The sequence below is a fragment of the Methylomicrobium album BG8 genome (assembly GCF_000214275.2).
GTDB classification, from domain to species: domain Bacteria; phylum Pseudomonadota; class Gammaproteobacteria; order Methylococcales; family Methylomonadaceae; genus Methylomicrobium; species Methylomicrobium agile.
This window is the reverse complement of record NZ_CM001476.1, coordinates 15,991-39,235: the sequence shown is the minus strand read 5'-3', so window position 1 is coordinate 39,235 and position 23,245 is coordinate 15,991. Positions and strand designations below refer to the sequence as shown.

General features: G+C 49.7%; 14 protein-coding genes. 3 read left to right on the top strand and 11 right to left on the bottom strand.

Annotated elements, in window-relative coordinates; all coding sequences use genetic code 11:
• Positions 1–63: 63 nt before the first annotated feature.
• On the top strand, positions 64–2,265 hold the full coding sequence (gene recD2 / locus METAL_RS19605; RefSeq protein WP_005375226.1) for an SF1B family DNA helicase RecD2: 2,202 nt from the start codon (positions 64–66) through the stop codon (positions 2,263–2,265).
• 382 nt (positions 2,266–2,647) lie between these two features.
• Positions 2,648–4,543, top strand: a complete 1,896-nt coding sequence (locus tag METAL_RS19600; RefSeq protein WP_005375225.1) for an anti-phage dCTP deaminase — start codon at positions 2,648–2,650, stop codon at positions 4,541–4,543.
• A gap of 235 nt (positions 4,544–4,778) precedes the next feature.
• Here the strand turns inward: METAL_RS19600 and METAL_RS19595 are convergent, their stop codons facing one another.
• The gene (locus METAL_RS19595) at positions 4,779–6,056 is read right to left on the bottom strand and encodes a Y-family DNA polymerase (RefSeq protein ID WP_005375224.1); all 1,278 of its coding nucleotides are present in this window, start codon (positions 6,054–6,056) and stop codon (positions 4,779–4,781) included.
• Positions 6,056–6,502, bottom strand: coding sequence for a LexA family protein (locus METAL_RS19590; RefSeq protein ID WP_005375222.1), 447 nt, complete (start codon positions 6,500–6,502; stop codon positions 6,056–6,058). The genes METAL_RS19595 and METAL_RS19590 overlap by 1 nt, the downstream gene beginning before the upstream one ends.
• Before the next feature lie 373 nt (positions 6,503–6,875).
• Here METAL_RS19590 and METAL_RS19585 point away from each other — a divergent pair, with 373 nt between their 5' ends.
• A complete protein-coding gene (locus METAL_RS19585) occupies positions 6,876–7,163 on the top strand; it encodes a hypothetical protein (RefSeq protein ID WP_005375221.1) in 288 nt (95 codons plus the stop codon).
• 81 nt (positions 7,164–7,244) lie between these two features.
• Here the strand turns inward: METAL_RS19585 and METAL_RS20225 are convergent, their stop codons facing one another.
• The 9 genes from METAL_RS20225 to METAL_RS19545 form a co-directional block, all read right to left on the bottom strand.
• Positions 7,245–8,756 carry a hypothetical protein gene (locus METAL_RS20225; RefSeq protein ID WP_213069553.1) on the bottom strand — a complete coding sequence of 504 codons (1,512 nt, stop codon included), beginning with the start codon at positions 8,754–8,756 and terminating at the stop codon, positions 7,245–7,247.
• A 24-nt stretch (positions 8,757–8,780) separates the two neighbouring features.
• Positions 8,781–11,204 (bottom strand): Eco57I restriction-modification methylase domain-containing protein, encoded by a 2,424-nt coding sequence (locus METAL_RS20220; RefSeq protein WP_051040515.1) that lies wholly within the window; start codon positions 11,202–11,204, stop codon positions 8,781–8,783.
• 9 nt (positions 11,205–11,213) lie between these two features.
• A complete protein-coding gene (locus tag METAL_RS19575) occupies positions 11,214–11,612 on the bottom strand; it encodes a type II toxin-antitoxin system VapC family toxin (protein ID WP_005375219.1) in 399 nt (132 codons plus the stop codon).
• On the bottom strand, positions 11,612–11,851 hold the full coding sequence (locus tag METAL_RS19570) for a DUF2281 domain-containing protein (protein ID WP_005375217.1): 240 nt from the start codon (positions 11,849–11,851) through the stop codon (positions 11,612–11,614). Before METAL_RS19570 ends, METAL_RS19575 begins: the two co-directional genes overlap by 1 nt.
• 19 nt (positions 11,852–11,870) lie before the next feature.
• The gene (locus METAL_RS19565; protein ID WP_005375216.1) at positions 11,871–14,744 is read right to left on the bottom strand and encodes a helicase-related protein; all 2,874 of its coding nucleotides are present in this window, start codon (positions 14,742–14,744) and stop codon (positions 11,871–11,873) included.
• Positions 14,741–19,855, bottom strand: coding sequence for a DEAD/DEAH box helicase (locus tag METAL_RS19560; RefSeq protein ID WP_005375215.1), 5,115 nt, complete (start codon positions 19,853–19,855; stop codon positions 14,741–14,743). Before METAL_RS19560 ends, METAL_RS19565 begins: the two co-directional genes overlap by 4 nt.
• A 12-nt stretch (positions 19,856–19,867) precedes the next feature.
• Positions 19,868–20,128, bottom strand: a complete 261-nt coding sequence (locus METAL_RS19555) for a WGR domain-containing protein (RefSeq protein ID WP_005375214.1) — start codon at positions 20,126–20,128, stop codon at positions 19,868–19,870.
• A complete protein-coding gene (locus METAL_RS19550; RefSeq protein ID WP_005375212.1) occupies positions 20,122–20,703 on the bottom strand; it encodes a recombinase family protein in 582 nt (193 codons plus the stop codon). The genes METAL_RS19555 and METAL_RS19550 overlap by 7 nt, the downstream gene beginning before the upstream one ends.
• Before the next feature lie 314 nt (positions 20,704–21,017).
• A complete protein-coding gene (locus METAL_RS19545) occupies positions 21,018–23,105 on the bottom strand; it encodes an AAA family ATPase (protein WP_005375210.1) in 2,088 nt (695 codons plus the stop codon).
• Between the last annotated feature and the right edge of the window lie 140 nt (positions 23,106–23,245).

The window sequence follows — 23,245 nt, the reverse complement described above, 5'->3', positions numbered from 1 at the left end:
CTCAAACTCCTTATCTTGTTTGGCAAGCACTATAATCGTGCGACTTCGATCGCCAAGCTATCCATGACCCCTTGCACTCCCGCACCTCCTCAAAACCGCGATTCGTCTGAACGCCTGTCCGGCTCGATCGAGCGCGTCACCTTCCACAGCGAGGCGACCGGCTTCTGCGTGCTGCGAGTGAAAGTTAAAGGCCACCGCGACCTGGTGACCGTCGTCGGCTCCGCGGCCAGCGTGACGGCCGGCGAATTCCTCGAATGCTTGGGCGTCTGGGCCAACGACCGGCAGCACGGCCTGCAATTCAAGGCCAACGAGCTGAAGAGCGTGCCGCCGACCACATTGGAAGGGATCGAGAAATATCTCGGCTCCGGCATGGTGAAGGGCATTGGCCCGCATTTCGCGAAGAAGCTGGTGAAGGCCTTCGGTGTTGACGTGTTCGACGTGATCGAGCAGACACCCGAACGCCTGCAGGAACTGGACGGCATCGGCCCGAAGCGGCGGCAGAAAGTCGCTTCCGCCTGGGCCGAGCAAAAGTCGATCCGCGAAATCATGGTGTTCCTGCAATCGCACGGCGTCGGCACCTCGCGCTCGGTCCGAATCTACAAGACCTACGGAGACGAGGCGATCGACAAGGTCAGGGAAAATCCCTACCGGTTGGCGTTGGACATCCATGGCATCGGCTTCAAGACCGCCGACAGTTTGGCCCAGCGCCTCGGCATCGGCATGCAATCCTTGATCCGCGCTCAGGCCGGCGTTCGGCATGCGCTGCAGGAATGGTCCGGCGACGGCCATTGCGCAGCGTTCAGGGACAAGCTGATCGAAATGGCCGTGCAGCTGCTGGAGATCCCTGAAAACGTGATCGTGCAGGCGATCGCCGAGGAATTGGCCGAGGAAAACCTGGTTTCCGAGCTGATCGACGGCCAGGAAGCGCTGTTCCTGACGCCGCTTTACCGCGCGGAAACCGGATGCGCCTCAAATCTGCTCCGGTTGCGTCAAGGAACTCTGCCGTGGGGCGATATCGACACGGCCAAGGCGATCCCCTGGGTGGAGGAGAAAACCGGCCTGACGCTGTCTGAGTCGCAGAAAGCCGCGGTCGCTCAGGTATTGTGCAACAAGGTCTCGGTGATCACCGGCGGCCCCGGCGTCGGCAAGACCACGCTGGTCAACAGCATCCTCAAGATTCTCCGGGCCAAGCGCGTCAACATCGGCCTGTGCGCCCCGACCGGCCGGGCGGCCAAGCGCCTGACCGAATCGACCGGCCTGGAAGCGAAGACCGTGCACCGGCTCTTGGAATTTGATCCCCAGGAACACGCGTTCAAGCACAACGAGGACAGCCCGCTCGATCTCGATGTGCTGGTGATCGACGAGGCCTCGATGATGGATGTCGTGTTGATGAACCAGCTCCTGAAGGCGGTGCCGTCCGGGGCGGCGCTGCTGATTGTCGGCGATGTCGACCAGTTGCCGTCGGTCGGCCCCGGCGCTGTGCTGGCCGATATTATCGCCTCCGGGCAGATTCCCACGGTCCGGCTGACCGAAATCTTCCGCCAGGCGGCGACATCCCAGATCATCGTGAATGCCCACAAGATCAACCAGGGGCAGATCCCGAAAGCCGAAACCAGCGGCGAAAAATCCGATTTCTACTGTATTTATGCCGACACGCCGGAAGACGTGTTCGCCAAACTGATCCATGTCGTGACTGAGCGGATTCCGAAGCGTTGGGGGTTTCATCCGGTCAACGATATCCAGGTGCTGACGCCGATGAACCGGGGCGGCCTAGGCGCTAGGTCGCTCAATGTCGAGCTGCAGGCCCGCCTGAACGGCGACAGCGAGCCGAAGATCACGAAATACGGCTCGACCTACGCGCCCGGCGATAAGGTGATCCAGAACGTCAATAATTACGACAAGGAGGTGTTCAACGGCGATATCGGCACCGTGCAGACGATCGACCTGGAGGAAAGCCTGCTGCAGATCCAGTTCGACGACCGGCTGGTCGAGTATGAATTCAACGAGCTGGACGAGATCAGCCTGGCCTACGCCACCAGCATCCATAAAAGCCAGGGCTCGGAATATCCGGTCGTGGTGATTCCCTTGGCCATGTCGCATTATCTGCTGCTGGAGCGGAATCTGCTTTACACCGGGGTCACGCGCGGGAAGCAGCTGGTGGTGATCGTCGCGCAGCCGAAGGCCTTGGGCATGGCGGTTAGAACACAGCGATCGCAGAAGCGGCTGACGAATTTGGTTGAGCGGTTGGGTCGTGCCGTGACGTAGAAGTGCTATTTGTAGTTTAATTGAGCTTTTCCGGGTGGGGGGCTGGTGGTGGAAACCCCGAAGACTTTGGGGAGAATGTTGTGAATAGCCGATACCGCCCTAAAAGCGACTTTCAACGGAAATTACTAACGTCCGCTTACTGGGGAACGTCAGTAAGTGATATGATAAAAATAAACCGTATATCTAGTCGATAAAGGGCTATATACAGAAACTATTCCATCGAAATCCGGCAATATGAATATTTTTGCTTTAAGTCAAATAGAAATTACCTATACAAAATTAGCTGGCAATAAGACTTATCTAATATTTTGATTTTTAATAACAATATTCTTGGAAAACCATAAAATATATATGGTTATTTTTGCGTAGGTAATTATACGTGATGAATGATGCAGGCTCATTGTCCAAGCTTTTTCTAGAAAGAAGTAAATTTATAGTCATCGGGCTTACGGGGCGTACGGGGTCCGGGTGCACTACCGCAGCTTCTATTATGCAGGGCGATGATCCAGATGTGCCGGATTTGGCGGGGTTAAGATATAAAGGCCGAAGCTTCTATGAGGGTTTGGATGCAAAAAGGTACGATATCCTGAGTCGCTATGCGAGAAAAAACTGGAAAAGATTTTTCTCCATAAAAGTTAGTGATCTAATATCTGCTTATCTTAGGTCGATGACAAGAGATGACATTTCTTCTTTCATAGCCGCCTGTGATCCGGCGGGAAGGCTTCAACCAGAAGATGTTGAAAAGATGCTCGCTTCAGGAGTATACGATAACGATATTAATGTGCGCCGCAATCAGCGTATTATTCAGAGCATTCTGGATCATGACCAGGATCTGAGGCAGGAAGATCTGAAGAAAATGTCGGTTTTGAGAAGCCTAGTTTCTTATAGAGACTTTACGGCAGGATTTAAAAAAGATCTTGATTCTCTTCTCCCCGGGCTGTATGTGGAGACATACCAAGCTGCTGGCAACTCAATAAGAAAGATCGGGAAAGTTTCAGTTGATTACAAGAAGACTTCTTTTGATCCTGAGCAAATATTTCATCTCCCAGAGACAATCAACAGAATAATAAAAGTTCTTAGGAAGTCGTTCGGCAGCGCCTTCGTTGTAATAGATGCAATACGAAACCCGTATGAAGCAAGATTCTTTAGAGAAAGATATTCCGCATTTTATCTTGTATCAATTAATGCTCCAGATACAGACAGAAGTGCTTACCTTAGAAATATAAGAAAATTCGATGAAGACAGAATTAAAAAAATCGATGATGCGGAATCGGGTACTTCCGCATTAGAGGATGGGGAGTTCGTTGCGCAGAATGTTAAGCGGTGTATCGAGATGTCTGATATACACCTGCTCAACCCTAGAAATGAACTTGATAACAACAATATACTGAAGGCACAGATCGCATGGTATGTTTCGCTTATGATTCATCCAGGTTTAGTGCCGCCTACTGCAATGGAACGGGTGATGCAGATCGCCTACACTGCGAAGACCAACTCGGGTTGCATTTCTCGGCAAGTCGGCGCTGTAGTAACCGATATTGATAACTCTATCAAAGCTGTCGGCTGGAACGATGTGCCATCTGGGCAAGTTCCCTGTTCTCTTCGATCCCTAGAAGGACTTTTGCATAGTTTTGATCCTCTTGTCTACAGTGACTATGAGAGAAATAATAAAAAATTTCGTAAGCGCGCTTCTGAGCGTAAAGATGCGTTTGCATCTCGCGATGATTTGTTATGCGGACGGAACCTGTCTTATTGCTTCAAGGATATTAGGAATAGCTTGGATAGGAAAGGGAACCAAGTCCACACTCGATCCCTTCATGCTGAAGAAAATGCTTTCCTTCAGCTTTCCAAGTATGGTGGCGAGGGAATTCAGGGCGGTAAACTTTATACTACCGCGAGTCCTTGCGAATTGTGCGCAAAAAAAGCATACCAGTTGGGTATAAGTCAGATTGTATTTATTGATCCATATCCAGGAATATCAAGGCAGCATGTGATAACTATAGGAAGCAAGTGCCCTGAGCTTGTCCAATTCAGAGGTGCGGTAGGAAAAGGCTATCATCAGTTGTATGAGCCGACTCTTCCTTATAAGGACGAGCTGGAATATTTCGATGATAACAGCTGGAAGCAGAGCGTGCGATCAGAAAAGATTTCGGAAAGTCTTCAGACTCTCCGTGATAGTGGTTTAATTACCCAAGAAGAAATGGAGAACCTTGTGGCCAAAGAGAAGGGCTTGCTTAATCAGGAGGAGAGCCTCGAAAGCGGCTCGAATAAAACATAGCAAGTAGCCCCGATTCCGCTGCGCTTCATCGGGGCTACGATTACGATTATTATCTTGGAACCCAATGGCTAACATTTAACTTAGCTCAACCAGAGTGAGATAAAAAGCGGTCTTATTTTTAGCTTTCCAGGACGCGCCCGGTTAGCTTTATATTGGGCGGTTTCTGATATACGCCAGTCATTCCCGAACATACCTTGATCGGCAGAAAATGACCGGTAACGCTCATCCATGGCATTCAACACTTCACGCCCACCAAATCCCGCCAATCTGTCGTATAGCGCCTCGAAATCCGCTCCGCCTTCGGCTTCCAGGCTTTATCAAAACCAGCGGCCGCCACCGCAATGCCCTTCGGAAAGCGCCGGTTAATCCGGTCTACGGCCTGCATGAGCTTTCCACTCTCGGCCTGCGCGAATGCCGCCGAATCGAATAAATCCGTCTGGTTAGGGATTGATGCCGGCTGGATCCGGCTCAGCTGCACGCCGCACTTCTGGTAGCGGTAGCCTTCCCGGAACAGCTCCTTGAGCAAGCGGTTCGCCGTGCCGACAATCACGCGGGTATCCTGCGTCGCCGAAGGCAACGTAATGCCAGCCGCCCGCTGATATTGCGGCTCGTTGGGATTAAACGGGTTGGTGCGGATGAAAACGCTAATATGGCCGACAACCGAGTTTTGGTGGCGCAGTTTTTCCGCGGCCCGGCTGCAGAATTCGGCCAAGGCTTCGGACAGTTCCCGGTATTCTGTCAATCGTCGGCTGAAACTCCTTGAACAGACGATCTGTTGCTTGTCTGGTGCGATCTCTTCCAGTTCCAGGCAGGGAATCCCGTTCAACTCCATCACCGTGCGGGCGACGACGACATTGAACTGGTCCCGAATTCTGTCCGGTGGCTGCCTGGCCAAGTCCCAGACGGTATGGATGCCGAGCTGGTTTAGTCTCGCGGCGGTGCGCGAGCCTATACCCCAAACTTCGCCGACTGGCACGATCCGCATCAGCTTTTCCCGGCGCAGCGGGTCCGATAAATCCAGCACGCCGCCGGTTTGCTTCCATTTTTTGGCCGCGAAATTCGCCAGTTTGGCCAGCGTCTTGGTCGGCCCCATGCCGACGCAGACCGGGATGCCGGTTGAGCGTAATACATTTTTCTTGATCCGCTGGCCGTAGGCGATTGGATCATGATCACTGATGCCGGTCAGGTCCAGGAAGGCCTCGTCGATCGAATACACCTCCATGCTGGGTGTGAATTCTTCCAAGGTGGACATTACTCGCGCCGACATATCGGCGTAGAGCGTGTAATTGGACGAAAACAGCTGAATCTTGTGCCGCTGGATCAGGTTTTGCACCTGGAACACCGGCACGCCCATCTTGATGCCCAGGTCCTTCACTTCCTGGCTGCGGGCGACGATGCAGCCGTCATTGTTGCTGAGCACGGCCACCGGCTTGCCGACCAGGTCGGGCCGGAACACCCGTTCGCACGAGACATAGAAATTGTTGCAGTCGACCAGGGCGAGAAGCGGCCGCATCAGACGGCATGGATCACGTTGGTCACGACACCCCAGATCACCATCTCCAGTTCTTCGTGGAGTAGGATATCCGGGTAGAAAGGACTCTCAGAAGCCAAAATCCATTGGTCTGCCCCACGCTTCAAGCGCTTCACGACCAGCTCGCCGTTCAATGCGCAAATGACGATCTTGCCCGGTACCGGCTCGATCGAGCGGTCCACGACCAGGATATCGTTCGGATGAATGCCGGCGCCGAGCATCGACTCGCCTTGGGCTCGAGCAAAAAAGGTCGCGGCCGGCTTTTTCACGAGCAGCTCGTTCAGGTCCAGGGTTTTCTCGACGTAATCGTCCGCCGGCGACGGGAAGCCGGCTGCCACTTTGCCAGAAAATAGGGGGAGCCTTAGCTGTCGAAGCCGGAAGGGCCGGCATAAACCGGTCAGGAATTTGTCTGTAAGCGATTGATACATAATGCGCAAGCGAAAATTGTTGTTTCCATGTTCTCTTTTTGCTCTCCAATTCTAAGGGGGGTTTGATTAATTGCCAAGAATTCAAAAATAACTTGCTGCCGGGTTTCGAGCTCCGGCGTCGCGGGGGAATTATCGCCCAATTTCGGCGGGCGTCATGCAAAGGCTGTTGAAAGCGTATTCGACGGGAGGCATGTAGAGATTAGGCCGGTGTGTACTGAGGAGTATTCAGTGGAGTCTACGGAGGTATGGAACAAATAGTATTGCTCTCCGTGAGAGCAAAGCATTCCATCATAGCCAGATTTTCATCAAGATGCTCTGCCCTATTTCACGTAATTAACTATTGATAACCTATTATCAAGAGTAAACTGAGCCGATGACTGACCCCAAAAATCCCGTCCAAATTATCCCATCGCCAAGTCGTCTGTTAACGGCCGCCGATTTTTTGCGCCTGAGCGATGTGCCCCCCGAAGTCGAATGGTTCGCGAACCTGACCAATCGTTGCACCCGCCGCGCCTACGAAAACGCGATCAAAGATTTCATGGCTTTCACGGGTATCGTCCAAGCGAACGAGTTCCGCGTGGTCAAATCAAGTGCCATAATGCGGTGCCAGTACCCGATGGAAATCAAAAAAAACACATTGTCACAAAGACTATTCCTTTAGCTTGCAATAACTGACAACCATCGTGTTTAGCATGCGATCCTCAATTAAGTTTTGGACGTGCTGGAATGGCAACATCGAGGATCAGCGGGGGGCGGGGTCAAGTTTGCTGATATAGGTTTGTCCGCTGCGTTGTGCTTCTGCTAAATCTTCATAAATATCCAATATCGTATTTTTGGTACGGTAGCTGCCATATTTGGCTTCGTCTTTCCGCTTTACGATAGGAAAGGTTTCCATAATATATTCAACGTCTTTACGAATAATGCCGTATATATGGAAAAAAATTGCATCAAGTTCACAACGCAATTGAAAACGTCTAGATTTATCCCAGCAGAACGGTGGCCCGTCAAAACCACAATCTTGTGCAAAATCTTTTAAGTCAAAAGCTGTATATGTAAGCTCTAATACTCTAGATATTAAAAATTCGCTATTCGCAATTAAAATTGTCTTACTAGGAACCGCTAATTGATAAGTAATGTAGTCTGAAAAATTTAGCCCCTGAAGTTTTTGTCTAGCTAAATAATCGAATGCAAATGAATTAAACAAACCAGCCAAACAAGCCATATGAAGCGCATCCTGCTTAGCAGGTATAATAATTCGAACAGAATAGTCAGTTGCAACATCAGGAAGGATTGTGCAAACCGAAGTTCGATGATTTGTAGCACTAGTAATATTCATAAAGGCGAGGACATATTTACGAGTTAACCGCCCATTGGCCCATTCATTGAGCTTCTGTTCCTCAAGATATAGAACCGTTTGAACAAGATAGCTGGGCGTTTCATGTTGGCTTTCGGTTAACTCTGTGGCTGTACCTGTTCTAATTCCGCCCTCTGCTCTAACCCCTGGAATAGCAAAACGGTGATCGTAAGAAGTGAATGTTTTTCCTTCTATCAAACGCACATATTTAGAGTTATTCCCAATGTAATAACCATCAACAAACCTTAATCCTTCGGCCAAGAGTTCATCAGCAGTTTTAAAAAGATCACGTTGCTTGTTCATATCAAACATACGAGTAACTCGTATACGGTGATCGTCAGGACTAATTTTGTTTTCATGTAGCAAAACTTTATGGTTTTTATGAACCGATAAAGTGATAGCAGCGTCCCGTTGGGAGCGAAAGATGGGGCAAGTAAGCGTATTCGGATTAAGTAGCGCGATTTCATTGCTACTCAAAGTGAAACGACGTTCTTTATCATCCAGATCATCCACTGAATGTGCGAAGAAAACGAATTCTGCTGTTGCATTTTCCTTTCTTCCCATTGGGGGTTTGCGACCTGAACCAACAGTAAATAGGCAAAATTTGTATCTGCTGTCGACACCAGAAAAAAAGCCTTTATTTTCGAAATCAAATAGGCTAATCAATGACTGCGTTTCGACTACGTTTTGAAAATAGAACTTGGTAGTGTCATCGGTAGCGATACCAGAAGGAAGGACCATACCCATTCGACCATTTGCAGATAACCTGAGTCGTCCGATTTCAGCAAACACTGCGTAAAGGTTAATATCGCCGCGACCACATAAAGGGTACTGTCCACTATCGCGTAAAAGAAGAGTTTCCCCTTCAGCTTTTCGAGCAGCGAGCTGAAATTCTGCCATCAGTAAGGGATTATCAGATTTTAGCTAGGCTATCAGACGTTTACGGGACGCGGCATTGATCGCATTTGCTATCTCTGGGCTACGTTCCGCAAAAAATTCTTTCTCCTGTAATTTTACTCGCTCCCAAGGTGGATTCCCCAGCACACAATCGAAGCCGCCTTCGCTATTCTCGCCAAACACCGAAGGATATTCCAAATGCCAATGAAAAAATCGATATTCCTCGGCGAGTTGGCGTATTTTCTTTTTTGTCCAGTGCGAAATGCTGAAAGCATCGCGTTCAATGTCACGCAAATGTTGAGTTGTCAGTTCCTTGCCAATTTCAATCTTATCTTTAGGCCAAACAAATGCAGCGCACCAAGCATCATGCAATAGACGGGCGTTGTCGTAACTATTTCCTTGGACAATTTCCTTATATAAGTTTTCTTTGACTTGTAACGCCTCTACCGTTTCGTCCGATAAGTTCTCTAATTTGGTAACAACGTCGGTCAAATCTCCAATATTTGGTGAAGCGTCCTCAGAAATAAATTCAAACAAATCACCTTGGCCAACTGTAGCGTCTTTGTTTAATTTTTTCATCCAGTTAACAGCTTCTTTACTGTCAGCAGTTAGAGGTTTATATGCCTCATCGGGTATACCGCCCTTTATGGCGGCGGGGGTTGCGCCCAACAAACTATTGCCACATTTTATGTGGTGGTCGAGGAAAGTCAGTGGTTTACCTGGTTCCACTGCTTCCAACCATAAACCCAATTTGCAAAGTTCTACCGACATAGGATTGATATCTACACCGAAAATGCAATGACCAATAACTTCCCGTAATGAGTGACGCATTACATCTGGCGCAGGTTCATCTCCATTAGAACGTAACAAAGCCAATCGTCTTGCAATACGCTGAGCAGCGGCAATAAGGAAATGGCCGCTACCACAAGCAGGATCACAAACCTTGATAGCTAGCAATCCTTTCTCTGCACTGGTAAAACCTAATTCTGCGTAATTCTTAATACGTGTCTCTATGACCGGATCGAGGGTTGATTCTAATAAACAGTCGACTAGGCTAGTCGGCGTATAGTAACTACCGCTGGTTTTTCGTTCGTTACCGGCTGCTTTTAGGAACCCGAAAGAAAACGTTGGCAATATTTCTATTTGGGGGTGAAGCTCCAACAGACTTTCATAAACAGAACCAAATTCTTCAGTCGCCAGCGCACCGAAATTGACGGGAGTACGTTGTCCTGTCTTTGGATCGTCAAAATAACAAAGGCGATCCAGCGCACTAAATAATGTCGCATTGCTCAGATAACTGGTTGAGAGAGGGCCCAAACTTTCAGGATGGAAGAGCTTCCCACCCAAAGCAGTCATTCCAAATTTAGCAGCCTGTTCAGGTTTTTCGAAAAGTTGGAAAGTCGACAATAACGAGGCCCAGGCATCTTGGAATCTCTCTGTTTTGAGCCCACGAGTGATTGCTAACCGGCGGAGACGTTGAACACTATAAAATTGAAAATAAATGCCAATGAAGCGTGGCTCTGCTTCTATTGGAAAAACAACACCTCGCTCTTCGATCACCATAACAAAAAGCAATCGATAAACGAGCCTCAACAAATAATTGAAGTAAACATCCGGGCGTAAATGATCCTCTTTGACCATTTGTTGCAATACTTCATTTTTGGAATGGGACAAAAAACCGGTTCCTAGTATCTCAAGTGCCTCAGTAACTGTCTTACGCAGTCCATCCCTTATTCGAGTACCTTGTTCAAGACTATCCTGATGGTAAAGCTCCAGCAGACTCTCAGCGGCTGTGTCGTGACTGATTGGTAAACGGGTCGCGTGCAATAACCGATAGAGAATAGCGAAGTCGGCAAACAGGCCATCGGTAAAGATGCGGTCGAGATCGAACTCCAGGTAGGTGAGTTTGACCAGGCGCGAGCTATCGCGGAGCAAACGCAATACCCGCCCGTTGGTGACGATGCCATACAGTTCGTCATGTAGGTTGAGATATTCCTGCACCAAGCCGTGCGCGGACATGCGCGGTGTGCCGATGTGAGTGCGCTCGGGTTTTTTATCCAGGCCAGCCGGTTCGCGGCAACCGATGATGTGCAACGGCGTATGGGCACGATTGATGACACGATGGGAAATCGCGTAGGTTTTACCGTTGAGTTCGGCGGCTTTGGGTTGATATTCCAGTTGATAACCGAGTAAGCCCAAGAGCGGCACCATCCAGAGATTGCGGGTTTCGGTGGTCGCAGGGCTATCCGTTTTCAGCGTGTCGAGTTTGCGCTGGAAAATCCGCCAGTAGTCTTGCGCATCGGCCCAGGCGCGAGCGATTTCATCTTTGACTTTTAAGCCGCTCTCCAGGCCGAAATCGGCGGGACGCTGACCAAGCGTGTCGTCATGCAGACCTTCAAGAATATCGGGCGACAGAATGGCGCCTTCGATGCGGATGCTGGGGTAATTCATGCGTATGTCCTAGGCCTGCCAGTCTTCCACCAACAAACCGGGTACGCGCGTAAATTCGCGGCTATTGTGAGTCACGACCGTAAGGTTGTAGGCACGGCCAATCGCTGCTATTTGCAGATCATAGGGGCCGATGGGGGTGCCTTGACGGACAAGTTCGGCACGAATTTCGCCGAAATGTCGCGTTGCTTCGTCTGAGAATGGCAAACTGATCATTCTGGTCAACAAAGCCAGCAAGCGTGCACGATTTTCCTCTATGCGGGCGCTTTTATAAACTCCATACCATAATTCCGCTTCCACCGGGGCGCATAAGCGGAGTTCGGAATGCCCGACTCGGCGAACAAATTCCAATATTTTGGGATGTTGCTTCATTAAAGCAATCACGGCATTGGTATCCAGCAAATAAGGCATCAATTCAACTCCTGGCGAGGAATATCGCTCCCTAAATCTTCGTCCGTAATATCGTCAGGGAAATCATCGCTCAGTCCTCCCGTAACTGCCGCAAGAAAAGCCTCGGTATCGCTGGCTAAATCCGTTTTCTTTTTGATTCCATAACGTTGTTCCAGAAAGACAATAAAATCGAGCGCTTCTTTGGCAACCGATTCGGGCAGGTTAAGACTGTGTTGGTAAATTGTTTCGGCTAGTGACATACGATGCTCCTATTCTTTCTCATTCCGGCAATAAAATATAAATGCCCAACAAATCCATCGGCAATACCGGGTAGACGACTTGAAACTGTTGTTTGTCCATTAAGGCGCTAAATCGTTGATGCGATTCGACTAAGTGTTTGGACTGTTGTTCGGCGACTCTTTGAAATTCATCATCCAATAGGGCCAGCAATTTGAGTTCGTTGTCGAGAAAACTGGCACGCGCCTGAGATGACAAGTCGGATGTGGCTCGGGCTTCGTTCAGCAATTTTTTGGCCGTCTCATGATCCAGAAATTCTTTTTGTTGTGGCGTGCCTCGCCATCCCCAGAGCAGCATTTCTTCGGCGACAATCTGATAACCGGCTTTGATTTGTTCGATTACATTACGGCAACGGAACAGCATCAACGTGGTTTTGATTGCGGCCTGCCGCGTCCGGATCACGGCCGCGCGGGCGGCTTTATTGTCGACTCTGGCAAGCGTATTGGCCATAATTAATTGGCACAGCTGTTCGACAAAGCGGTGATTGCGCCCTAGGTAGTGATGATTCTCCGGTGTTGGCGACTGGAAGCTGATGTTGATCACGTCGCCGTGAGGCAACAAATCACGCAATGCCGGGGGCAAGTTTGCTGTGACAATGCGGTAGCCTTGTTTCGTAACGGTCAATTGCACGCCCAACAATTGATTCATCGTAGAAGTCACAAAAGCTTCTACCGCTCTGGGATCACCGATCGCCTCATCGATTTCGCGTAGGTCGGCTTCGATTTCTTGGGCTTTAATCGCATTTTGAGCAAAGATGCTGCGCGAGGTTTTTTCGCGCTCGGCCGCCTCGTCAACTTTGCGGGTAATCGCGGCTTTGGCCGTTTCCGCTTCATTAAATTCGCAAAAATCAAATAGCGTTTGCTGGGCCTGGTAGCCTGATGGACTGTGTTTGTGGGTGACGATTTTGCGGTCAGGATTGAGCAGCAGCGCCTGGGTAATCGTATCAATAATGCTTTGCGAATCTTCAGGAAACGGCACATTGATGCCGGTTGCCCGTTTGATTTCACGGACTTTACGCAACAAGACATCCAACACAATGCCGTCAATGGGATTGTCGGAACCATATAGCAGACAGGCTTTGACCGTGGGTGCGAGCTGGCCATAGCGGTCGACGCGTCCTTCGCGTTGTTCCAGACGGTTAGGGTTCCAGGGCAAATCGTAATGCAGAATGCCGGTAAAACTGTCCTGCAAGTTGATGCCTTCGGACAAGCAGTCGGTCGCAATCAAAACGCGTTGGCCGGACCTGCCCATTTCCTCGATGCGCTGTTTGCGCAGTTCGTCAGGAAGTTCGCTGGTAATCACCTGCAAGTCCAGCTTGGCATATTTCTTTTTCAGGTGAGGTGCCAATTGTTCGCCCACATAATTGGCGGTTGCAATATAGCGGCAGAAGATGACCGGGTTAAAGCCCTGGTTTAGCCAATCTTCAATGATTAAGCCGGTAGCCGCGAGTTTCTGATCGGTTTTGATATTGCTGAGATCCTGCAATTTCTCGGCAAAATAGCGCAGTTGTTGACGTTGTTGAGCACTCCACTGATTGCGTTCGACGACCTGGGTGGGGGCGTTATCACCTTCAAAACCGAATTCGGTGTCGCCGACCGGATTTTCAGTGGATTCTTGAATGATTTCGCCGGTTGCATCGTTTTCCTCCGCCAGGGTCAATCCAGATAAGCGCGTATTCAGCATTTCGATGCCTGCCGCGGGGCTCGACATTACACCGCGTAATAAGGCAAGCGCCGTCCAGTATTGTACGCGCTGACGCTGCTCTTTTGCCTGAGGTGCAACCAGCTTACGAGCAAAATCGAGGATTTGATCAAAAAATGCCGCATAGCTTGGGGAGAGATCATATGACCATTCGAAGGCTTCGCGCTCCGGGAATGGCGTATCTTCATCCAGCCATTTTTCGACATCGGCACGTTTACGCTGTACGAAATGGCGAGCCAGTTCACGGCGTTGGTGTTGGCTGGAGTTGGGCAGATCGAGGGTTTCAAATTCAGGCGCAATTAAACCCAACAAGGATTGAAATTCTTCCGGTTTGCCGCTGTGTGGCGTGGCCGTCAGTAAAATCAGTTGCTGGTTGGGTTTCCGGGCGATGCGATTGAGCAGATGATAGCGTTGTTGCTGGCTATTAGAGGCACCAGTAGGTCTCGCGCAAGTGTGGGCTTCATCGACGATCACCAGTTCCGGACATTGCTCAATGAACACATCACGCCGGGCATCGGATTTAATGAAGTCAATGCTGATCACCTGGTAGGGGTAGTAATCGTAAACGCTGGTATCGCCCTGAATTTGCCGATCCAGCCGAGCTTGCGTATTTGATCGAATGATGACGGCTTCGATGTCCAATTTGTCGCGAATCTCTGCCTGCCACTGTTCGCATAGGTGCGGCAAACAGACGACCGCAAAGCGCTTGATCTTGCGGCGTTCCAGCAATTCTTTTGCAACTAATAACGCTTCGACAGTTTTTCCGACCCCAACGTCATCAGCAACCAATAACCGTACTTGGTCCTGGCGTAAGGCCATAATCAACGGGACCATCTGATAGGAACGCGGACGAAACGAGAGCTTGGCCAGACATCGAAATGGGCCGGCGCCGTTACGAAACGCCAAACGGGCAGAATCGTAGAGCAATTTGGCCGTCGCAATGTCGCCAAGATCGATGGGCGAAGGCCGGGAAAAGTTGGCGTCCACTGGCTGATCGGAAGTTATGGCTAATGGCAAATAGATGCCGGTCATTTCATCGTCACTGCCGCCAAGTGGTTTGACGACCAGCAAATCCTTGTCATCGGAAGGCAATACGATCCAGTCGCGGCCGCGCAGTGACACCAACTTTCCAGGTTGCAGTAGGGTATTATTCATCGTACTTTTCTGAATATGTCCGGTCTTGCAGTAATGGTTTCCGCCAAATTGTCTTGGTAGTAATACACCCAGACTTCATCGCCCATTGCCATGATCGCTTGGCGTTTGTTGTCATCGTCGGCTTTTATGGCCGGGTCGTCATGCGGCGTCCCATCGCAAAATACCCATAACCGAGATTCGTAATAAAAATCCGGTTGTACAAATAAGCCATCAACCCGTTTCTGGGCGGCGTCAGGCAGGCGCAAACCATTCTCGTACAGATAATCAATAAACTTTTTCTCTGTCGATGAACAGGGATCAATGTTCCTGAGCAGGGCTTGGTATTGCGCATCGTAATCTAAGAAACTCGAGTTGGTTTGGATTTCGATGTTGCAAATACGCAATTTCTCCAACGCATCGGCAATCAAATGGCGATCGATGACTTTGTGATCGCGCTGGTTGTAATAACTGAGCAGATCATCGTAGCTGGCCGGCCCTTTGTAGTGCTCATCATCAAAACGGCAAATGCTGATCGCCTGGTCAATGACTTGCCGGAAAACGTCGACATTCTCTACGAATTGGGAAAGAATGCCAAGGCTGCCTTCGGCGGCCTCGTAAATCAGGATATTTGGTGAGTCTAATTCCCCTACGGTAATGACGCCAATTTCGTTTGATTCGACTTGAAAAACGTTTTCGATAGCACGCTTCAAGGCATGCTGCAGAGTGATCACGCCTTCTGATTTCAATCCTAAGGGCTGCGTGGGCTCGATGTACAGGGCGTCGGCAAGATTGGAAGTCCACAGTTTGACACGCCGGTACTCTTCCCTGAGATTGGCATCGGCTTCCGGCATTGAACTGGCCCAATCACCGGAAATCATACCCACCGGAAATCCTTCGGTTTGCTGCGATCGCCATTGATGATTGACATGCACCAAGCGAGCGGCAGGAATATAGCGTAAATTGAGGAGACCTTGCTCGCTGGTTTTGGCAACGGCTTTTTTTACTCGATCCAGCTGACCTCCATCCACCGAAAAATAGGTCTGAACACGGAAGCCCATCGAAACGCGTTCCTCTTCCTCGCAAGAAATTCTATCGCGCTCTTCGGCACGGGATTCGGACATTTCCAACAAATGATGCAGATGTTCGCTGTTGGCGTTATCCCCCAAGTTTTCGCCGGTGAATGGGCATATCTCTAAATCCTTTTGCTCGCCCGTCAAATAATACCCTGATTTTTTGCTGACCTTTGCTTCAGTCGTTGCTGACTCGGCATCTTGTACGATCAATTGTGAGACGCGGTATTTCCTGCCGTTGTGATAGATCACATTCAATGGACCGAACTCCCTCAACGCAATCGGGCGAGGGCGCGAGATATATTCGCCAGATGAATCATTTGTCGGCAGAAAAATCCGCAAGGGTAAACGCGTGAAATTGTAGCCGGGCAAAAAACCCTCTGAAGCTAGGTAACGATAAGGGTAAAACTCAGACAGCTCAGTAGATCTCCCCCCTATATCATTACGCAATAAGTCTAATTGACGGGTCGCCTGATCCAGATTCCTTTTGTGCTTCCTGTATTCATCGCTACCTAAGCTTAGGGTACCGCTCTCAATTTTTTGGGTGGCTCGGGTTAGGATGTTCCTTGCCGAGCGATAGAGACGCCGCCAACGATTGAGAGACTCGTCAAGATAGCCTGGCAATCTGGACAAATTTTGATCGGCCCATTGATCGGTATACCATGCCGACCTTTCGCTGCCCAAATCAGAAGAAAAATCACGGATAACACGCGTAAACGTTGCTTTGATTTCGCCAAATAATTGGGGGGGAATTTCAAGGCCGGCTTTCACTTCTGAAGAAAGTGGCATTTTGTCATTATCATCCTCGACAAAACGCATAATGGACGGCTTAGCGCCGCCTTGTTCTTCTAAACCTGGCATGCCGATCTCAGAAATGGCTAGCGCATTCAGATGCGTTTGCAGCAATTCTTTATTGCATAAATCCAGACGTGGTGCTTGCACTGCCCCGGCAACCAAATCACTTTGGTACTGGAAATAATGCCGGTCATGGGGCGAATAACTGGAACAATAGGTAAAAATTAAGGCGCCCTGCCCGCTTCTGCCGGCACGGCCTGAACGCTGCGCATAATTAGCCGGGTTAGGCGGTGCGTTACGGAGATGAACGACGCTCAATCCGCCGATATCGATACCCAGCTCCATGGTTGGCGAACAGAATAAAGCGCTAATTTTGCCTTGTCTGAACAGATCCTCGCGTTCGATCCGAATGTCTGTCCCTAATTGACCCGTATGATCTTCGCCACGGAGCCGCTTTCCCTGGGTAAAGCTCTGCCGATACATATCACGAAAGAATTCATTTGGCTTTAACAGCTGATCTTTATAGGAACGGCGTTTGATCGCATCCGGCTTCACGGTTTGCCCATTGCCTAGCGTCCAGACAATTTTCTCGATCTTTAACCGGTAGATTTTGACGTCTTCGTTTTGTTCGCTTTTCACTAATTGAGATTTCAAATAGTCCGCATCTTCCAGCGTGTCCATCAGTAAGGTTATCAAGTGTTGATAGTGATCTCCTTTTAGGCTCAGGTCAGGGTCATACTGCTTGGCGTAAAGTTTGATAAATTTTCCCAAAGAACTGGTCGGCCCCATGCTTTTGGTCGAGATACGAGCCGATTTGCTCAGGGTTTCAAATCGTATATGAAACGGTTCCCGTAACTCTTCATTACGATCCAAAGCCCAAGGCGACCTTAGCATCTCCCGAAACTGTTTTTCGTGCTCTTTCAGCTTCGATTGAGTTAAATAGTTTTCACTGTGAATCGCATATTCCAGTCTAAAAAAGTCCAGAATGGTTGCAAGAAACTCTTTTCGCTCATGGGTACTGAGTTGATTGAGTAAAGGCACCTTTGCCCAAGCTAATTCGGTTGCGGCGACCTCTTCAAGATCAAGATACTCGATATTCAATAAGGCGCACTGTTCAAGGTTAGGCAGAACGATTCGCCAACTCCGGCGCAAATCGGCAATCGCCCGATAGCTGAGATAAGTTTGCAGGCATTCTTCATATTTGCGTTTCACATTCACGAATGTGGGCTCATCGTTGCGGCTGGCGTATTCCATAAACGGTAATCCCAGCGCATTGAACATGGCCTCACCGAGGGTCGTGTAAGTCAATCGATTTTCAGGCGCGTCAGTTAATGCTTTGTAAATACTCGCACGTAAACGGACCACTTGAACAAAGTCATTGAAATGGCCGGCTTGCAGCGCGGCATCTTGCCGGTTATCTGTGAAACTCAGCAGTTTCCGGTCTTCTTCGCGATAACCGGCTTCCTTAAGCTGATTCAGGATCGAAAAGGCCATAATGGTTGTTGAAGTGCTTCGCCCTTCACTGCCCAATTTAGTGAGTTTAGTGCCTTCGTTCGTTTTTGTATCAAAGAAAACGCCACCGGTCGGATCGAACAAGAGCGGCGCTTTCATGAACCATCCCCACCATTTCAGCGGCTCAGACTCAGAACATTTGCCAAATTCATCAAAATAAAGTTTAACTGGAAAGAAGGGCTTCTTCTTTGAATCCGGACCTTTCCTTGATTTGACTAGCCAAGCATCAGGTAAAAATTCCAAATCTTCTACAGGCTCCCAGATATCTTCGCCAATAATCAGATACCCATCTGTCGTTTCGGTCTCGTCATCCTCACTTTTGTCACGAAACTCTCTGGGCTCGAGTCGATTGCCACTACGGGAAACGCAGATAAAGGCATGGCCACTGGCCCGGCTGAATACATTCGGAAATATCGGCTTTTTATCGCCTTCGTCCTTTTTATAAACACCTGGCTCTAATGTGATATAGCGGTTCTGATCCTGATCAAGCGTGGTGTACACCGACCCGGTCTGAGAAATGAACTGGTGTAATTTAAAAGGCAGATAGGTATAGCGTCCCCCATTGGCTTGTAATTGTTGATTAACCCAACTTATCCATTGCAACAGGTCGATCAGAAAGCTTTTACAAATCGCCCTTTCCATGCCTGAATCGGTGGTAAGCGACTCAACAATCTTGCTGATCGTTTGCGGTTTGCGTCGCTGCAGTTCACTGTAGCTATCGTCCAGTGCCACTCGATTTTCGAGCCAAATGGCGACAGGATGCTTTTTCAAACGTTCTACAGGCCATGCTTTAACAATCCCTGAGGCAATGCTTGCAGCCAGGATTTCCTGGGTCGGCACGCCGTCTTCTAAATCCAGTGATCGAGTCAGCTTTTCGTTAATCACCTGTTCGGGGGAAAACTTACGGCCGAATAATGTCGTGGCAACTTTAGCAACTTCGCTTCGTTGTGTAGAGCCGTCACCTGCAGACACCATCGTGGCGGAAGTGCCAATGCTGATGACATCCTGCAAGCATTTAGCCCTAATACGGCGAATCAACATGGCTACATCAGCACCCTGTCTGCCTCGATAAGTATGGAGCTCATCAAAGACCAAAAAACGCAGGTTGCTATAGATGGCATCTCGAATGGAGCGCTCGCGCATTCGCGTCAATAAAAGCTCGAGCATCATGTAGTTCGTCAGTAAGACTTGCGGAGGATTCTCACGCATCTGCTGACGTTTTTCCTCTTTTTCTTGACCGGTATATTGGCCAAAAGTGATGGGGAATGCCTTGCCCGCGGCTTGCTCATAATTTTTCTGATAGCGGTCAAACTCCTCGTACTGCGAATTGATCAGTGCGTTCATCGGATAAACCACCACGGCAACGATGCCCTGCTGATTTGGATTTGAAAGCAAATGGTGAAAAATCGAGCCGATATAGGTCAGTGATTTGCCAGATCCCGTTCCCGACGTGACCACAAAGTCTTTGTTCTGCGCGCCCAACTGAATTGCTTGTAATTGATGGTGATACAGGCTGTATCCCTTAAAAATATCGGCTAACTCTTCATGGAGTATGCCAGTTTCGGTAAGCTCCTTGACGCCTCCGGCCATCTCGAAGGACGGATTGAATTGTAAAAGAGGCTCGGGCCAAAGCTTTCCCTGCTTTAATTCTGTTTCGACGTGATCTCTGATGGCAGAATCGGCAATGTTTAAAAAACTGCTGATGTAGTTGGCATAGTCATCAACAATTCGAGCATGGGTTTGGAAAATGTTCATGTGTTATCCGTTTCAGCTTTGGCGATTTTCATAGCCGACGCCAATTCTTTTGGGGGCAGTTTGCCGGCGTTTAAGCGATTTTTGCACATACTTGAGTGCCTCGTCTTCATTGCCGACGATAGTCACGATAGTCCGCCCTTTGGCTCCAATACGTCCGTAAGTGGTTTCCACAATCCAGTTGCCGAAGAGATCCTGGCCATAGGCAATCGAATAGGCGCGGTGAATATTGCGAGCAGGATCTCGCGCTTCGAGATAAGCGACCGGTGTCAGCATGGCTCAGTTTCTCTGATCGCTCCCCGTCCCCCCGGGATATGTCGATACAAAGTAGAAGGAGCAACATGAAGCCGCCTAGCCACCTCTTCCATCGTAATATCAGGATCGGACAGCATGGCCTTCGCCGCCGCAATGTCTTTGGCGGCCAAAGATGGGGGGCGCCCTCCTTTTTTGCCACGAGCGCGAGCGGCATCCAGACCGGCTTTCGTGCGCTCTCGGATAATCGAACGTTCGAACTCGGCCAAGGCGCCGAACACATGAAAGATCAATTTCCCGCCGGCGGTCGTGGTGTCGATCGCTTCGGTCAGCGATAGGAGCCCAATACTCCGGCTTTCCAGTAGCTCTACCGTTTCGATCAGTTGCTTCAGCGAACGGGCCAAGCGGTCGAGTTTCCATACGACTAAGCTGTCCCCTGCCCTGAGAGAGCCCAGCGCCGCTGACAGCTCCGGCCGATCACGCTGGGCACCGGAGGCTTTTTCGACAAACACATTTTCACAGCCTGCGGCCTTGAGCGCATCCAGCTGCAGCGCGGGATTCTGGTCTTGGGTAGAAACACGGGCGTAACCCACGAGCATAAAACCTCCGAAAACTCATCTGCAGTATGAATTATTCAGAGACAAGTTTCAAGGGACCGCTTTGAGAAAATGTCATTTTCATAAGCCGACTGCACTTTGTCATTTTCAGAAGTCGTTTGCACTGCTTAAAATGACCTCATTCGGCAGTGCTCTGATGAGGTAACCCATGTTCAACGACATGAAATGTATCGGGTTCCATGCCTAAGCCTCATTCTTGTGCAGAGGAGTTTTAAGCATAAACAAGAATTGAGAAAAGACTACTGATTTTTGATTTCTCAATGTCGCTACAGAACTGTACATAGCGATAAGAAGTCTCAACCAAACGCTTCGAACATCTTCACCCATTTTTCGACTATATTACCGGGAATGTCGCCGATACCGCGCGACAACGCCATTTGCTTCACTCGAACAGCAAGATGCACCTTCCAGTGTGGAGCCAAGACGATTCCTTGTTTCTTCGCCCATTGTTCCACTTGACCAACAAACGGTTCCCCTTCCTTGATCACGTCGGACAAGCGTTCGTCCGGCTCACGCTCTATCCGGTCCAACTCGCTCGCGAGATATTCAGGGGGAAACAAGTCCTCTACCTCAGCCTGCTCGAAACCAACGTAATCTGCGACCAATAAAACTCGCTCCGGGTTGGTCGCATATAGCTCCCCCTTGAGACTGTCCGCAAGCCGCTTTCCCGAGCTATCACTATCAAGCAAAACCTTCGGGAGCATTTCGTCGCGACCAGTCAGGATGCTTGCAACAACGCGTGCCGTTTTCGTCCCTCCGCAAGGCGGGAACACAAGTTCCCGCTTGGGCTTGATCTTTCCAGCAGAAAGCAGTAGCGATTTGATCGCCGCAAGGTAGTGTTGATCCGATGCGCCCTCGACTAAGATCGGCTGACACCCAACCAACAAGCTTTCCGCAACGCTCAGGTTTAGTGCACTATGAACAGCGTAGGCGGCGCCCGCCTGTTCATCCTTACCCTCACTATGTCGTAGATTGGCAGTGGCTTTCGTTGTGCCATCAGCGGCGACATAGACCTTCCTAGCTCTTTCCAGCCGGTCTGCATCGACAAGGAATGGCGAATGCGATGTGTAGAGAATCTGGTTTGTACCTGCAAGGCTTTCAAAGAACGCCGACAAGTCGCGTTGTGCTAACGGATGGAGCGACATCCCGGGTTCATCGAGCAATAGAATGGAACGCTTGTGATCGCCCTGACTCTCCACAAGGAACACGAGATAGAAACTCAGGAACCATTGCAGACCGGTGCTGCGGTTCTCTAACTCGACCTCTGTCGGGCGGCGATCATCAGCGACCCAGATACGAAAGTGGTTGCCATCGGCTTCAAAGCGGAATCGGTAGTTTCCTTGCTTCCACCAATCGCGGAATTTTTGCGTCAGTGTTGCCCCCGCCGACTGAAGCAGGATTGAGCGAGTACGCTTTTTCTCAGCAATCTCCGCAATCTCGGTCGCGGTGGGCTCTCGGTTTTGGCCGTGAATATCCTTGAAATCCCGCCCAAGCTCAAGGATCTCCTCTGGTTGTAGTTGGACAAAGCTGAACAATACCCTGAGAGTTCGTGCTTTTGCCGCTTCCTTTGATCCAAGATCGTCACGCTTTAGGTTCTCGACCACATGAGGCAGGTAGATCTCAGAGTCCAAATTGCCGTAATTCGAGTAATAAACAAATGACGGAATTGCGGAAACAACCAGTTCGTTGACTCCTTCCTTGTCGCCGGGCTGAGGCGATGAAATCCGTTCAAAAGCTTCGTCCAGCCAGTCAGATAACTGTCCTATGATTGGTACGATTGCACTGGTCTTTGCGGGTTCCTCGGGGATTAGCGCGTCAATTTTTTGTTTGACAGCCTCCAGATTAATCACCCGCAACTCATCATCAGCCGGAACTTGGGACACGATGTCTGCCAATTCTTCTACAAGACGTACTTGCAGTTCCTTTTCCTGCTTCAGTGCCTGTCCAGCCTTAATATTAGTGGCGCAGCCCTCAAGCTGACTTATGATTTCCGTGCGAGGGATCGAGGTTTGACGGTGAAAACCGGGGAACTCAACAGAATAACTGCCATCGAAAAATCGGATGACTCTTACAATCTTCGCATCATCCTCGCTTATCCCGGCCCTGGCGGAAATCTTGCCCGACAACGTTCCGGTCCAGAAATCAGCTTTAATGAAGTGATAATCGCCCGCCGAGTTACGAATTGCTCCGAACATCGTCTTGGGGAAGTCCGAAGTTGGCTGAATCTCTCCGTCGAGTGCGGGCTTGAGTTTCCATAGCGGCAATAAAAGGTTGGTCTTGCCCGACTCATTCACGCCAATGAGCGCCGTCACCTTCTCAGCTTCGATCCAACCGCTATCCTCTACGGAACGGAAGTTTGTAACGCGAAACTGCTTTAACTTCATCTAATTCCCCTTACCAGATTTGTAAACTCATGCTGGTGATTATATCCCGCCGTCTTCGGTACCCAAAGCGTCGACTCCAACCTGGATCTCGTTCCGCTATTCAAATTGGGAATTTAGTGTTTTTGCTCTATCTCGGCACC